Origin of the sequence: Streptomyces echinatus (assembly GCF_014203595.1) — a bacterium.
Lineage (GTDB): Bacteria > Actinomycetota > Actinomycetes > Streptomycetales > Streptomycetaceae > Streptomyces > Streptomyces echinatus.
Genome location: NZ_JACHJK010000035.1, coordinates 1 through 14,087, shown reverse-complemented (window position 1 = coordinate 14,087; position 14,087 = coordinate 1). Strand labels below are relative to the sequence as shown.

General features: G+C 72.7%; 11 protein-coding genes and 1 pseudogene. 8 read left to right on the top strand and 4 right to left on the bottom strand.

Features of this window, described 5'->3' with window-relative positions; all coding sequences use genetic code 11:
- Positions 1 to 1,048: 1,048 nt before the first annotated feature.
- Positions 1,049 to 2,872, bottom strand: a complete 1,824-nt coding sequence (locus FHS34_RS41195) for a BACON domain-containing protein (RefSeq protein ID WP_184975871.1) — start codon at positions 2,870 to 2,872, stop codon at positions 1,049 to 1,051.
- A 218-nt stretch (positions 2,873 to 3,090) separates the two neighbouring features.
- On the opposite strand from FHS34_RS41195, the gene radA reads away from it, so the two are divergent.
- Both radA and disA read left to right on the top strand, forming a co-directional pair.
- Entirely contained in the window at positions 3,091 to 4,500 is a 1,410-nt protein-coding gene (gene radA, locus FHS34_RS41190) for a DNA repair protein RadA (protein ID WP_184975868.1), read from the top strand.
- An 80-nt stretch (positions 4,501 to 4,580) separates the two neighbouring features.
- Positions 4,581 to 5,705 (top strand): DNA integrity scanning diadenylate cyclase DisA, encoded by a 1,125-nt coding sequence (gene disA / locus FHS34_RS41185; RefSeq protein ID WP_184975865.1) that lies wholly within the window; start codon positions 4,581 to 4,583, stop codon positions 5,703 to 5,705.
- Positions 5,706 to 6,087: 382 nt separating this feature from the next.
- Here disA and FHS34_RS41180 read toward each other — a convergent pair.
- Together FHS34_RS41180 and FHS34_RS41175 are read right to left on the bottom strand one after the other, a co-directional pair.
- Positions 6,088 to 6,602 (bottom strand): annotated as a pseudogene (locus FHS34_RS41180) (integrase core domain-containing protein); the annotation flags it as partial.
- Between the two features lie 107 nt (positions 6,603 to 6,709).
- Positions 6,710 to 7,108, bottom strand: a complete 399-nt coding sequence (locus FHS34_RS41175; RefSeq protein WP_090932844.1) for a VOC family protein — start codon at positions 7,106 to 7,108, stop codon at positions 6,710 to 6,712.
- 93 nt (positions 7,109 to 7,201) lie between these two features.
- Here FHS34_RS41175 and FHS34_RS41170 point away from each other — a divergent pair, with 93 nt between their 5' ends.
- On the top strand, positions 7,202 to 8,191 hold the full coding sequence (locus FHS34_RS41170) for a helix-turn-helix transcriptional regulator (RefSeq protein WP_184975863.1): 990 nt from the start codon (positions 7,202 to 7,204) through the stop codon (positions 8,189 to 8,191).
- A 295-nt stretch (positions 8,192 to 8,486) separates the two neighbouring features.
- Here FHS34_RS41170 and FHS34_RS41165 read toward each other — a convergent pair whose 3' ends face one another.
- Positions 8,487 to 9,323 carry a hypothetical protein gene (locus FHS34_RS41165; protein WP_184975860.1) on the bottom strand — a complete coding sequence of 279 codons (837 nt, stop codon included), beginning with the start codon at positions 9,321 to 9,323 and terminating at the stop codon, positions 8,487 to 8,489.
- A 180-nt stretch (positions 9,324 to 9,503) separates the two neighbouring features.
- Between FHS34_RS41165 and FHS34_RS41160 the strand changes: the two genes are divergently transcribed.
- The 5 genes from FHS34_RS41160 to cseC all read left to right on the top strand — a co-directional run bounded on the left by FHS34_RS41160 (position 9,504) and on the right by cseC (position 13,997).
- Entirely contained in the window at positions 9,504 to 10,379 is an 876-nt protein-coding gene (locus FHS34_RS41160) for an HhH-GPD family protein (RefSeq protein ID WP_184975857.1), read from the top strand.
- Between the two features lie 274 nt (positions 10,380 to 10,653).
- Positions 10,654 to 11,193 (top strand): SigE family RNA polymerase sigma factor, encoded by a 540-nt coding sequence (locus FHS34_RS41155; protein WP_031165128.1) that lies wholly within the window; start codon positions 10,654 to 10,656, stop codon positions 11,191 to 11,193.
- A complete protein-coding gene (locus tag FHS34_RS41150; protein WP_221510109.1) occupies positions 11,181 to 11,840 on the top strand; it encodes a hypothetical protein in 660 nt (219 codons plus the stop codon). The genes FHS34_RS41155 and FHS34_RS41150 overlap by 13 nt, the downstream gene beginning before the upstream one ends.
- A gap of 38 nt (positions 11,841 to 11,878) precedes the next feature.
- Positions 11,879 to 12,583, top strand: a complete 705-nt coding sequence (cseB, locus tag FHS34_RS41145) for a two-component system response regulator CseB (RefSeq protein WP_184975854.1) — start codon at positions 11,879 to 11,881, stop codon at positions 12,581 to 12,583.
- Positions 12,584 to 12,596: 13 nt separating this feature from the next.
- Complete coding sequence (cseC, locus tag FHS34_RS41140; protein WP_184975851.1) at positions 12,597 to 13,997, top strand: two-component system sensor histidine kinase CseC; 1,401 nt, start codon at positions 12,597 to 12,599, stop codon at positions 13,995 to 13,997.
- Positions 13,998 to 14,087: the final 90 nt, after the last annotated feature.

The following is a 14,087-nucleotide window of genomic DNA, read 5'->3' as shown; positions in this document are numbered from 1 at the left end:
ACGCCCCATCCGGCCGGGCTCCCCCCGCGACCAGCCAAGGACGCTCTTCGCGAACGACCCACCGGCCCTCCTCCCGGCCAACTGAGCCTTCCCTCCAGCCGGCCGGCCGGCCCGTTCCGGGCAGCCGCAGCCCCGCCGAGCGGAACCTCTTCGACCTGCCGAGTCGGCTTCCTCCAGCCCGGCCCGCCGATCTCACCGTGGCGAGGCGGAGGCGCGCACCCGTGGCCCGGTCCGCCGGTCTCGGTTCCAGTTCCGGTCGCGGTGCGGTGATGGGCAGACTCGTTCCACCCCTGCACCTCTGCACCCCTCTCTGACCTGCACCAATCCCACAACGTCGCTCTCGCCCCTGGAACACATCTGCCAATCGCCCCTCCCTACCCCCACCCCTCTCGTTCGCCCCACCCCCGCACCACGCCGCTCCCGCCGGACACGCCCCAGCTCCCCACCGGGCCCGGCGAACGTGCGCCCCCACCAGACGCCCAGCCACCACCAACCCTCGGCCACCCGGCACCCGGCACCCGGCACCCGGCACCCGGCACCCGGCACCCGGCACCCGGCACAGCGAACGCCCGCCCGCACCCACCCCGGCTCCCGCCGCCCGGGCCCCGACGGCCCAGCAAACATCCGGCCCCACCAAGCGCCCAGCCACCGGCCCTCGGCCACCCCGCACAGCAAACGCCCGCCCGCACCCACCCCCGCTCCCGCCCCTCGCCCCCGGCGGCCCAGCAAACGTCCGCCCACCCGCCCGCCCCGCGAAGCCCCTATCTCTCCGCTGATCCAGCGGACACCCGCTCCCACCCGCACCCGCCCCCGCCCGCGAAGCCCCCGCCGCTCACCGGACCGGCAAGCGTCCGCCCACCCCCGGTCCTCGCTCCTGATCCCGCGCCTCGGCCCCGGCCCCGGCCCCGGCGCAGGCGCCAGCCTGCAGCCCCCGGCGCCGGCCCGTCGCCCCCCAAACCCCCGAACCCCCGAACCCCCGAGCCCCCGAGCCCCCGAACCTTCGTCCCTCGGTCCACCGGCCCCCCGGCCTCCGTCCCCCCGGAGCCCCTTAGCTCTCTGAAGGGCTTGGGGTCGTTGTGTCAGGGGGTGTCGTGGGGGCCGTCGAGGTTGGGGGGTCGGTGGGGGTTGGGGGAACGGTTGAGGTGGGGGGTGGGTCCGTGGGGGGTGGGGACTGGGTGGGGGGTGGGTCGGTGGGGGGTGGGGTGGGCGTGGGGGGAGTCGTGGGGTCGGTGGAGGGGGGCGGGGGCGTCGGGCGGCTCGGTGCCGTGCCGTAGCCGTCGATGGTGACCACCGCGCCCGCCGGCGCCACCGCCACCCGCGCCCGCCAGTGACCGGACGGCTCGCGCAGATGGTCGACGTACACCTTGACCGTCGCCGTCTGCCCGGGGGCCAGCGTCCCCGAGGACTGGCTGAAGTAGAGCCACGCGGCCGGCGTGGACACCGACCAGCGGACCTCGGCCGTGCCGGAGGCCGTGAGGGTGATCAGGGTCGTGTCGCCGTCGTTGGCCGCGCCGACGGTCAGCTGCCCCGCGCCCTTCCCGCCGGCTCCGTCGACGCTGACGACCTCCACGGACACGTCCGCCTTGCCGTCCTTGCCGATGCGCGGGCCCGGCTTCACGCTGGCGTTCCCCGCGTTCTCGTAGCCGCCGGCCGTGTCGCCGCCGAGCGCGTCGGGGCCCTGCGCCTCGCGCGCGGTGGCGGAGGGGCCTTCGCCCTCCCCGGCCGGCCCGCCCCGGTAGGCCGCCCACAGGGCGAGGACGGGTGCCGCGACGACCGTGGCGACGACCGTCGTCGTGACGGCACGCGCGCGGAGGCGGTCGCGGCGGGCCGCGCGGTCCTTGGGGTCCATCGGGAAGCCGCGCCGGTCGAAGCGGGGTACGGCCGCGCCCCGCGCGCGCGTGGGATGGGTGAGGGCCATGTGCAGGGCCGCGCGCGGAGCCTCCAGCACGGGTAGCTCTGCGGGGGTGACGGTGGCGCCGGGCCAGAGTCCCGGGACGGCGCGCTCGGCGGTGCGGCGGCAGCGCGGGCAGTCGTCGACGTGCCGGACCAGCTCGCGGCGCAGGGTCGTACTGAGGACCAGCCGGCTGTCGCCGGTGAGGTGGGCGACGCTCGGGCAGCCGCCCGTCTCGACGACGGCGAGGGCCGCGCGGGTGCGTTCGACCTCGCAGGCGGCGGAGGCGAGCAGCTCGCGCGCGGCGGCGGTCTCCATGCCGAGGACGGCGGCGACCTCGTGGGCGGCGAGGTGGTGGCGGACGGCGAGTTCCAGGGCCTCGCGCTGCTCGGGGGTGGTGCCGGCCGCCTCGGGCCAGGCCAGCAGGGCGAGTTCGCGGCGCCGCCGCTCCTGGACGTCCATGGCGAGGGACGATTCGGGGACGGCTTTCCCGGCGCCGGTGCCTCTGGCGGATCCTGCGCCGTGCCCCGTTCCGGATGCCGTCCCGGCGCCGGCCGCCGCCCCTTTCACGGCCCCCTTTCCGGCGCCTCGCCCGGCTCCGGTGCGGCCCGCCGCGTGGGTGGCCTGACGTTTCTGCTTGGCTTCGGCCAGCTTGCGCAGGCACGCCCAGCGGGCCAGTGCGTACAGCCAGGCCCTGAGGCCGTCGGCGGCCTCGGGGACCCGGTGACCGCGCCGCTCGGCCAGGGCCACGACGTCGCCGAGGGCGGCGGTGGCCGCGTCGTGGTCGCACAGCACCGACATGCAGTAGGTGAACAGGCCGTCCAGGTACGGCTCGTAGCGCGCCGGCGAGCGCTGGGCGAGGGTGCGTGCGGCGGCGCGGTCGCGTGCCTCTCGCGCCTCGCGTCGGGCGTCCCGCGGCTCGCGGCGCGCACGGTGCGCGCCGGTCGTACGGGTGGTCGTCTCCGGACTGCTGCTCATCACCCGTGCGACCGTAGGCGGCAGCGGAGTGCCCGTTCTGGAACCTTGAGCACTTTTAATCCTTACGGGTGAAACGATCCCTCATAAGGGGACAGGAACCCTTTATTCCGCGGCCGGATCACAGTGGACGGTGGCCGAGAACACATCACCCGTACGCGCACCTGCGGCCTTCGGCCCCGGTCCCCGGCCCCGTTGTCAGTGCCGCGGGCTACGGTTTCCGCATGGCTGCCCGTACCAAGACCACCAAGGACCGCCCGTCCTACCGCTGCACCGAGTGCGGCTGGCAGACGGCCAAGTGGCTCGGCCGCTGCCCCGAATGCCAGGCCTGGGGCACGGTGGAGGAGTACGGCGCGCCCGCGGTCCGCACGACGGCACCGGGCCGCGTCACCACCTCCGCACTGCCCATCGGCCAGGTCGACGGCCGGCAGGCCACCGCCCGCACGACCGGCGTGCCCGAACTGGACCGGGTGCTCGGCGGCGGCCTGGTACCGGGCGCGGTCGTCCTGCTCGCGGGCGAGCCGGGTGTCGGGAAGTCCACGCTGCTGCTGGACGTGGCCGCCAAGTCCGCGAGCGCCGAGCACCGCACCCTCTATGTGACCGGCGAGGAGTCGGCGAGCCAGGTGCGGCTGCGTGCCGACCGCATCGGCGCTCTCGACGACCACCTGTACCTGGCCGCCGAGACCGACCTGGCCGCCATCCTCGGACACCTGGACGAGGTCAAGCCGTCCCTGCTGATCCTCGACTCGGTGCAGACGGTGGCCTCCCCGGAGATCGAGGGCGCTCCCGGCGGCATGGCCCAGGTCCGGGAGGTGGCCGGCGCCCTGATCCGCGCCTCCAAGGAACGGGGCATGTCCACGCTCCTGGTGGGCCATGTCACCAAGGACGGTGCCATCGCGGGCCCCCGCCTGCTGGAACACCTGGTGGACGTCGTCCTGCACTTCGAGGGCGACCGGCACGCGCGCCTGCGCCTGGTGCGCGGCGTGAAGAACCGCTACGGAGCGACGGACGAGGTCGGCTGCTTCGAGCTGCACGACGAGGGCATCACGGGCCTCGCCGATCCCAGCGGCCTGTTCCTGACCCGCCGCGCGGAGCCGGTCCCGGGCACCTGCCTGACCGTCACCCTGGAGGGCCGCCGCCCGCTGGTGGCCGAGGTGCAGGCGCTGACCGTCGACTCCCAGATCCCCTCCCCGCGGCGCACGACGTCGGGCCTGGAGACCTCACGCGTGTCGATGATGCTGGCGGTCCTGGAGCAGCGCGGCCGGATCAGCGCGCTCGGCAAGCGGGACATCTACTCGGCGACAGTCGGCGGTGTGAAGCTGTCGGAGCCGGCCGCGGACCTCGCCGTCGCGCTCGCGCTGGCCTCCGCCGCCAGCGACACCCCGCTGCCGAAGAACCTGGTGGCGATCGGCGAAGTGGGCCTCGCGGGCGAGGTCAGACGGGTCACGGGCGTGCAGCGCAGGCTCGCCGAGGCGCACCGGCTGGGCTTCACGCACGCGCTGGTGCCGACCGATCCGGGGAAGGTGCCGTCCGGCATGAAGGTCCTGGAAGTCGCCGACATGGGGGACGCGCTCCGGGTTCTGCCGCGCTCCCGTCGCCGAGAGGCCCCACGGGAGGCCGAAGAGCGCCGGTAGACTTTGCCCAGGTCTCGCCCGTCCGTACGAACAGAGTGCGGGAACGGGAGCGCGTCAGAACCTGCGACCGGAGGAGTGCAGTGGCAGCCAACGACCGGGCAGCAGCTCCCGGAAAGTCCGGTGGGAGTGCCGGTTCCGATCGCCTGATGCGCGCCTCGCTCAGCGCCGTGGCACCCGGTACGGCTCTGCGGGACGGCCTGGAGCGGGTGCTGCGCGGCAACACCGGCGGGCTCATCGTCCTCGGCTCCGACAAGACGGTCGAGGTGATGTGCACGGGCGGCTTCGTGCTGGACGTGGAGTTCACCGCGACCCGGCTGCGGGAGCTGTGCAAGCTGGACGGCGGCATCGTGCTGTCGTCGGACCTGTCGAAGATCCTGCGCGCGGGTGTCCAGCTGGTCCCGGACCCGACGATCCCCACGGAGGAGACGGGCACGCGGCACCGCACGGCGGACCGGGTGAGCAAGCAGGTCGGCTTCCCGGTCGTCTCGGTCTCCCAGTCGATGCGGCTGATCGCCCTCTATGTGGACGGTCAGCGCCGCGTCCTGGAGGACTCGGCGGCGATCCTCTCCCGCGCGAACCAGGCGCTGGCGACGCTGGAGCGGTACAAGCTGCGGCTGGACGAGGTCGCGGGCACGCTGTCGGCGCTGGAGATCGAGGACCTGGTCACGGTCCGGGACGTGTCCGCCGTCGCGCAGCGTCTGGAGATGGTCCGCCGCATTGCCACCGAAATCGCCGAGTATGTGGTCGAACTGGGCACCGACGGCCGTCTTCTCGCCCTCCAGCTGGAGGAGTTGATCGCCGGGGTCGAGCCCGACCGTGAGCTGGTCGTCCGGGACTACGTGCCCGAGCCGACGGCGAAGCGCTCGCGCACGGTCGAGGAGGCGCTGTCCGAGCTGGACGCGCTGACGCACGCGGAGCTGCTGGAGATGGGCACGGTGGCGCGTGCGCTGGGCTACACCGGTTCTCCCGAGACACTGGACTCCGCGGTGTCCCCGCGGGGCTTCCGGCTGCTGGCCAAGGTTCCGCGGCTGCCGGGTGCCATCATCGACCGGCTGGTGGAGCACTTCGGTGGGCTGCAGAAGCTGCTCGCCGCGAGCGTCGACGATCTGCAGACCGTGGACGGCGTGGGCGAGGCCCGGGCACGGAGCGTGCGGGAGGGCCTGTCGCGCCTGGCGGAGTCCTCGATCCTGGAGCGATACGTCTGACCCCAGGGCCGGCCGCCGCCCCCGAAGCCGGCCGCCTGACGGCTGGGGGCGCCCGACCGCCCGGAGCACCTGATGGCTAGGGGGTTTCGTTTGGATCAGGTCGGATCAGGCCGCGGCGTCCGGTGCGGTGCATCGCAAGGCGGAGGACCATCCGCGTACTGGGCGTACTCGGGTGGTCCGACAACGCGGCGTGGGGGTACCCCCGGCCGAAGGCTGGGGGAGTGCCGTGCCGGGCGTCGCGGACCCGGGCTGATCCAAACGAAGCCCCCTAGGTGTCTCGGGACCTTGGTTACGCGAAGTCCTCGAAGGTGAGCTGCTGCGGGATGTCCGCAAGTGGTTCGGGCGGCTGGTCGAAGACGATCCGGTAGTCGCTCCCGGCGGTCCGGCCGATGGAAGGTCGGCCGCCGAGCGCGGCGTGCGGCCGCTCGTGGTTGTAGTAGTTCGCGAACTCCATGAGTGCGACGCGGCGTTCACGCTCGGTTGTGTAGTCGCGGACGTACGCCCACTCGCGGGAGAGCGTCCCGCTATACCTCTTCACCTTCCCGTTCGTGCGCGGCGCGTACGGCCTGGTCCGCTTGTGCTTCGTGATGCGGTGGACGGTCGCGGGCGCGAGTGTGACGCCGTGCAGCCGCTGCAGGTCGGAGGCGAGCGGGGCCGGCCCGTGCTTGGTCTGCCGTCGCAGCGCCTCCACCAGGTCAGCGGTGTCTTCGGGGGTGCGGGCGGGGCTGGTGGCGGGGCGGGAGGAGTGGTCGAGCAGTCCGTTCTCACCCTGCGCGCGCCAGCGGGCGTACCACTTGGCCAGGCAGCGGCGGGAGATCCCGGCTTCCGCAGCCACGTGTGCGATCGGACGTCCGGCGTCGATCGCAGACACAAGCGCAGACGTCCTTCGGGGGTCAGCGGTGCGTTCCGATGTCCCCTGACTGGTGGCGTTCTTGGACTCGGTGGCCGTGTTCACCGGGAGCTCTGGGATCTCAGGGCTCCCGTGTGAGCGGCTGTGCGTGGCGTCAGCGTGCGAACTTCTCGATGGCCGCCGGGGTGACGGGGGTGAAGAAGTTGACGAGGTTGCCGTCGGGGTCACGGAACAGCAGCGACCGGTTGCCCCAGGGCATCGTGGTGGGCTCGGTGACGAAGTCGGTGACGAAGCCGGTCAGGTTCTGGTGAACGCGGTCCACGTCGTCGACGAGGAACTCGGTGATCACGCTGTGGTTGTCCGCCGGGCGGGCAGAGCCCGGGGCGAACAGCGGGACGGTGCGGGTGCCGGCGATCGCGAGGGTGGCGCCCGCGGTCTTCAGTTCGGCGAAGTCTTCGGTGGCCCACGTCGCCCGCGCCCCTGTGGCTCGCTCGTAGAACTCGACGAGGCGCGCTACGTCGCTGGTGATGATGCGGATCGAGACGAAGTCCATGGGGATCTCCTTGGCTGTGCTGGACGCGTGCACTGCGCAGGCTAGGAGAAATAGTGGACAGAATCGGTCCTGTATTTGCGTTAGGTTGTGCAGATGTCTCGACCCACTGGCCGCGTGCTGACACTCCTGGAGCTGCTGCAGTCGGGCGGAACCCGGACGGTGGCCGAACTCGCCGACCGGCTCGGCGTCGAAGGGCGCACCGTGCGGCGGTACGTGGACCAGCTGATCGACCTGGATGTGCCCGTGGAATCGGTGCGCGGCCGCTACGGCGGGTATCGGCTCGCCCCCGGGTACCGCTTGCCTCCGCTCATGCTCAGCGACGACGAGGCGCTGGCCGTGCTGCTCGGCCTGGTCGCCGGCCGCCGAGCAGGGCTGACGACGACGCAGCACACGGCAAACGAGACGGCATCGGCGAAGATCCGGCGGGTGCTGCCCAAGCACATCGCCCGCCGGCTCGACACACTTCTGGAGGCTCTCGCCTTCACGGACCAGTCCGACGAGTTCGACACCCCGGACGCTGGGGTCCTGCTCACCATCGCCGATGCGGTACGCCACCGCCGGCCGGTCCTGATCCGCTACACCGACCGTGACGGACGGCGCAGCGAACGCACGCTGCACGCGTACGGGATCGTCGCCCATGCGGGCCGGTGGTACGTCACGGGCAAGGACGCCCGGATCGGCGAGGACCGAACCTTCCGGCTCGATCGCATCGCGGACGCGCGGACCCTGCCCGGCTCATTCGAAGCACCCGTGGGGCCCGGTCCGGCACAGCGCGTGTTGTCAGGGTTCGCCACGGCCGAGTACCGGCATGAGGTGACCTTGCGGATTCACGGGACAGTTGAACAGATCCGCGCCCGCCTTCCCGTCAGCGTCGCGAGCCTGGAGGAGCACGCGCCCGCGGCAGGCCAGGACCGGGCGACCGCGCGCTGGCTGCGCGTCGAACTGCGGGCGGAGCGGCTCGATTGGTTGCCTCCGGTACTCGCCTCACTCGACCGGCCGTTCGTCATCGAGCGCCCCGATGAACTGCGCGACCTCGTCATCGCGCTCGCCGATCGCCTCGCGTCCTACGCCCGCCAAGCCTGACCGCGAGGAACCAACGTCATGAGGTGGCACAGCCAGGGATGCCGACAGCCATGGGTGCCTCGACAGCGAGGAGTGCCTGGTGATTCCGGGGCCGAGCGGCTGACGGCCCATCCCGGTGGTGGTCCGAGGGGCGGGGTGGTGCGGTTCGTCGGCGGGTGCCGGTGCGGGGAGGCTGTTCGCGCAGTTCCCCGCGCCCCTGAGGCAGCTGCGGCCCGCCCACCCGAGAGCTCGGGGGCGTGCGCCATCCGGCTCCACCGCGCGTGCCACTCAGACCGCCACCGCGCCGCCCCGGTCCTCAGTCCGCCGACAGTACGAATGAGGCCTGGGTCTTCGTGAAGCCCGGTGTCTTGGCCTCCAGCAGGTACGTGCCCGCCTTCGCCGAGCCCCCGGAGGGCGTCGCGCACTGCGGGGCGCTCGGCTTGCGGTCCCACTTCACGGTGTAGGTGATGCTCTCGCCCGCGGGCACCCGGAACACGAGGCTCCCCGCGCCCCCGGGACAGTCGGCGGACGACCAGTACGCGTCGTCCCCCTCCGCCGGCGTGATCGTCAACACCGCGTTCTTCGGACCGAGATCGACCTTGCAGTCCGCGGACGAGCCGTTCTTCGCCGTGAGTTCGAAGGTCGGGGCCTGATCCGGCGAGTAGGAGTTGTGCACGCTGCGCAGGCTCAACACCAATGAGGGAGAAGTGCAGTTGGGCAGGGAGGTGGACGCCGGCAGCGCGTCACCCGCACCGACGGCGCCGCCACCGGCTGCCCCGCCCGGGCCGCCACCGGAGCCGGTGGCCCCGGAAGAGCCGGCGGAACCGCCGGTCGTGCCCTCCGAACCGCCGGCCCCGCCGGAGCCGGAACCGCTGCCAGCGGAACCACCGCCGGTGTCGCCGCCGCCCGACTCGTCCCGTCCGCCCGGGTGTTGGCTGATCGCGGAGCCGGAGGGGGTCGGCCCCGGGGTGATGGTGTGCGTGGGATTCTTGCCGTTGGACCCGTCGGCGTCCTTCTTGCCGCCCCCGCCGCCGGCGGTGACGATCCACGTGATCACCAGCGCCAACAGGGCGAGGACGGACAGCAGTACGGCCCTCCGACGCCAGTAGATGGTGGAGGGAAGCGGCCCGACCGGATTGCGCAGAGATCCCACGGCCCAAACTGTACGAGAGATCGGCGCGCTGGCTTGCGCCACCCGCCGCGCCGGCGCCAACTTTTCCGGATCATCATTCCGGCAACTGCCCCGGTCGGGACGGTTCTTCATATTTCGCCACGCTCGGTGATCGCGCCGTCACCCCTCATGTCCGCCAACCCGTGGCAGGATCGGAGGGCCATGACTGAGAAGCTCCACGCCCCCGTGATCGCCTGGTTCGACGCCCACGCCCGCGACCTCCCCTGGCGCCGCCCGGCTGCGGGGCCGTGGGGCGTGATGGTCAGCGAGTTCATGCTCCAGCAGACCCCGGTGAGCCGGGTACTGCCCGTCTACGAGGAGTGGCTGGCCCGCTGGCCGCGCCCCGCCGACCTCGCGAAGGAGGCGCCGGGCGAGGCGGTGCGCGCCTGGGGCCGGCTCGGCTACCCGCGCCGCGCCCTGCGCCTGCACGGCGCCGCGGTCGCCATAACGGAGCGGCACGGCGGGGACGTGCCTTCGGATCACGGACAGCTGCTGGCGCTGCCCGGCATCGGCGAGTACACGGCCGCCGCGGTGGCCTCGTTCGCCTACGGGCAGCGGCACGCGGTGCTGGACACCAATGTCCGCCGGGTCTTCGCGCGGGCGGTGGCGGGTGTGCAGTACCCGCCGAACGCGACCACGGCCGCCGAGCGGCGGCTGGCGCGGGAGCTGCTGCCCGAGGACGAGAGCACGGCCGCGCGGTGGGCCGCCGCCTCCATGGAACTGGGCGCGCTGGTGTGCACGGCGAAGAACGAGGGGTGCCAGCGGTGTCCGATCGCCGCGCAGTGCGCCTGGCGGCTCGCGGGCAAGCCGGAGCACGCGGGGCCGCCGCGGCGCGGGCAGACGTACGCCGGTACGGACCGGCAGGTGCGCGGCAAGCTGCTGGCCGTGCTGCGGGAGGCGCACACGCCGGTGCCGCAGGCGGCGCTGGACCGGGTGTGGCACGAGCCGGTGCAGCGGGCCCGTGCGCTCGACGGGCTGGTCGCGGACGGCCTCGTGGAGCCGATGCCCGGCGGTCTGTATCGGCTGCCGCTGGGCTGACGCACAGCCAGGTCACAGTCCCCGGGCGCTCGTTACGAAGGCACCGACCGGACAAATCACCTCACACTGGTACAGAAATCCTCGTCGCCCTACCCCTTTCCTGCTTCTGTTACACAACCGACGGATAGCCGATTGCCAGCCGCAGGCTGGTGCGCACAGCCCCGTGACAACCACTCCGTAGCTTCTTCTCCGTGCCCGGCGGACCACCGGGCGCGGGGAGAGCGGGACTTCCGGTACGAGCCGGAAGCACAACGGGGAGCGGAGGCGGTTGATCATGGCGCAGGGCGAGGTGCTCGAATTCGAGGAGTACGTCCGTACCCGGCAGGACGCGCTGCTGCGCAGCGCCCGCCGGCTGGTTCCGGACCCGGTCGACGCCCAGGACCTGCTGCAGACCGCGCTGGTACGGACGTACGGCCGCTGGGAGGGCATCGCCGACAAGCGGCTCGCCGACGCCTATCTGCGCCGAGTCATGATCAACACGCGGACCGAGTGGTGGCGGGCGCGCAAGCTGGAGGAGGTGCCGACCGAGCAGCTGCCGGACGCCTCCGTGGACGACGCCACCGAGCAGCACGCCGACCGGGCCCTGCTGATGGACGTGATGAAGGTGCTCGCACCGAAGCAGCGCAGTGTCGTGGTGCTGCGACACTGGGAGCAGATGTCCACAGAGGAGACGGCCGCGGCCCTCGGCATGTCGGCCGGTACGGTCAAGAGCACGCTGCACCGGGCGCTCGCCCGGCTCCGTGAGGAGCTGGAGGCCCGCGATCTGGACGCACGCGCGCTGGAGCGTGAGGAGCGGGAGCGTTGCGCGGCCTGACCGAGGCCGGGCCCGACGGGGTCCGAGGCAGTACACAGGCGGTGATCGCGGTGGGGGCCGCGCTCGCCGCCCTCGGCCTTTTCGTCGCCGCGTGCGGCAGCGGGGGCACGGGCGCCCGGGACGAGGGTCCGGCGCACGGCTCGGCGGTGGCGGGATCCGCCACCTCCCCCTCCCCCTCGCCGAGCGCCTCCCGGAAGTACCGGCGGGTGGACGCCGTGGCGCTGCTCAAGAGCGACCCGGAGGTGTCGGAGGCGGTCAAGCGGGAGCTGAAGCCGTGCGACGGCGACAAATACCAGGTGGACGTCTCGTACGGCGACCTGACCGGCGCCTCGGTGGACGACGTCGTGGTCAACGTGATGACCTGTGCCGACTGGGTGGGCGTCGCCTCGTACGTGTACCGGGACGAGGGCGGTGTGTTCCGGAACGTCTTCAAGAGCGAGGACTCCCCGGTCTACGCGGAGATCGACAAGGGCACCCTGTCGGTCTTCCGGCAGTACTACGAGCAGGACGACCCGATCTCCAACCCCTCCGGTGACATCGTGACCCCCTACACCTGGAGGACGGGACGCTTCGTCCCGGGGAAACCCACCCGCAACGAGTACAGCAACGCCGCCGACGGGGGCTCGCAGCCCGCGTCGGACAACTGACCGCCCACACGCACACCACGAGGACTGAGAGCACCGGGATGGCAGACCAGACCCACGTCCTGTTCGTCGAGGACGACGACGTCATCCGCGAGGCCACCCAGCTCGCCCTGGAGCGGGACGGCTTCGCGGTGACCGCGATGCCCGACGGGCTGTCGGGTCTGGAGGCGTTCCGGGCCGACCGCCCCGACATCGCGCTGCTGGACGTCATGGTGCCGGGCCTGGACGGGGTCAGCCTGTGCCGCCGGATCCGGGACGAGTCGACCGTGCCGGTGATCATGCTGTCGGCGCGGGCCGACTCCATCGACGTCGTCCTCGGCCTGGAGGCGGGCGCCGACGACTATGTGACCAAGCCGTTCGACGGTGCCGTGCTGGTGGCCAGGATCCGCGCGGTGCTGCGCCGTTTCGGGCACGCCGGCGGCGCCGCGCAGACCGCGGAGGAGGACGCGTCGGCGGTCGCCGGAACGCTGACCTTCGGGGAGCTGGAGATCGACACCGACGGCATGGAGGTGCGCCGAGCCGGGCAGCCGGTGGCGCTCACCCCGACCGAGATGCGGCTGCTGCTGGAGTTCTCCTCCGCGCCGGGCAGCGTGCTCTCCCGCGACAAGCTGCTGGAACGCGTGTGGGACTACGGATGGGGCGGGGACACCCGGGTCGTGGACGTGCATGTGCAGCGGCTGCGGCAGAAGATCGGCCAGGACCGGATCGAGACGGTCCGCGGCTTCGGCTACAAGCTGAAGGCCTGAGCGGAGCGGCGGCATGCGGGGGATTCTTCGGCACCCGGTCCGGCGTGTGGAGCGCGCGGGGCTGCGCACCGGGCTCAGATGGAAGCTCAGCGCGGCGATCGCGCTGGTGGCCGGTCTGGTGGCGATCGTGCTGAGCCTGGTCGTGCACAACGCGGCCCGCGTCTCGATGCTGGACAACGCGCGCGAGCTCGCCAACGACCGTCTCCTGCTGGCCCAGCGCAACTACGAACTGAACCGGGGCCCGGTCTTCCCGTACGTGAAGATCGACGACCCGAACCTGCCGGACGCGCTGCGCGAGAGCGTCGGGCGGGGCCGCCGGGCCAGTGACGTCTCGCAGCACGGCCGGCAGCCGGACATCTGGGCCGCCCTGCCGGCGAAGGACGGGCATGTGCTGTCCGTGCACATCCATCTGCCGGACCGCAGTGCCGACATGCTGAGGGACCTGGACCAGGCCCTGGTCATCGGCTCGGTCGCGGTGGTGCTCGGCGGCAGCGCGCTGGGTGTGCTGATCGGCGGCCAGTTGTCCCGCCGGCTGCGCAAGGCGGCGGCTGCCGCGAACCAGGTCGCCAAGGGCGAGACCGACGTCCGGGTGCGGAAGGCCATCGGCGGGGTCGTACGGGACGAGACCGACGATCTCGCGCGGGCGGTGGACGCCATGGCGGACGCGCTGCGGCAGCGGCTGGAGGCCGAGCGGCGGGTCACCGCCGACATCGCGCACGAACTGCGCACGCCGGTCACGGGCCTGCTGACGGCCGCGGAGCTGCTGCCGCCGGGCCGGCCCACGGAACTGGTCCTGGACCGGGCGAAGGCGATGCGGACCCTGGTCGAGGACGTCCTGGAGGTGGCCCGGCTCGACGGCGCCTCGGAGCGGGCGGAACTGCAGGACATCATGCTCGGCGAGTTCGTCGCGCGCCGGGTGGCGGCCAAGGATCCGGACATCACCGTACGGGTGGTGCACGAGTCGGAGGTCACCACCGACCCGCGGCGGCTGGAGCGGGTGCTGTTCAACCTGCTCGCCAACGCGGCGCGGCACGGCCGGCCGCCGATCGAGGTGACCGTGGAGGGGCGGGTCATCCGGGTCCGCGACCACGGTCCCGGTTTCCCGGAGGAGTTGCTCGCCGAGGGACCGAGCCGGTTCCGCACCGGCAGCAAGGACCGTGCCGGGAAGGGCCATGGGCTGGGCCTGACGATCGCGGCCGGCCAGGCGCGGGTGCTCGGCGCCCGGCTGACGTTCCGCAACGTACAGCCCGTGGGCGCGCCGGCCCACATTCCCGCGGAGGGGGCGGTGGCCGTCCTGTGGCTGCCGGAGCACGCGCCGACCAACACCGGCAGCTACCCGATGCTGCCGCTGTCCGGGGGCAACCGGGGGCAACTAGAACCACCTGCCCCGCCGTCGCCGTACCGGGGCGACTAGGCGCTGTTTCTCGGATCTCCCTGCGTGAGTGGGGCGTTGGGGGCAGGCTGGCTGCATGGGACGTGGTGACCTGACGAATGCGGAGTGGGA

Excerpts from the sequence above, each read along its gene's own strand:
- cseB (WP_184975854.1), top strand. The coding sequence starts at position 11,879 with ATGGCAGACCAGACCCACGTCCTGTTCGTCGAGGACGACGACGTCATC.
- radA (WP_184975868.1), top strand. The coding sequence starts at position 3,091 with ATGGCTGCCCGTACCAAGACCACCAAGGACCGCCCGTCCTACCGCTGC.
- FHS34_RS41175 (WP_090932844.1), bottom strand. The coding sequence starts at position 7,108 with ATGGACTTCGTCTCGATCCGCATCATCACCAGCGACGTAGCGCGCCTC.
- FHS34_RS41160 (WP_184975857.1), top strand. The coding sequence starts at position 9,504 with ATGACTGAGAAGCTCCACGCCCCCGTGATCGCCTGGTTCGACGCCCAC.
- FHS34_RS41170 (WP_184975863.1), top strand. The coding sequence starts at position 7,202 with ATGTCTCGACCCACTGGCCGCGTGCTGACACTCCTGGAGCTGCTGCAG.
- FHS34_RS41155 (WP_031165128.1), top strand. The coding sequence starts at position 10,654 with ATGGCGCAGGGCGAGGTGCTCGAATTCGAGGAGTACGTCCGTACCCGG.
- cseC (WP_184975851.1), top strand. The coding sequence starts at position 12,597 with ATGCGGGGGATTCTTCGGCACCCGGTCCGGCGTGTGGAGCGCGCGGGG.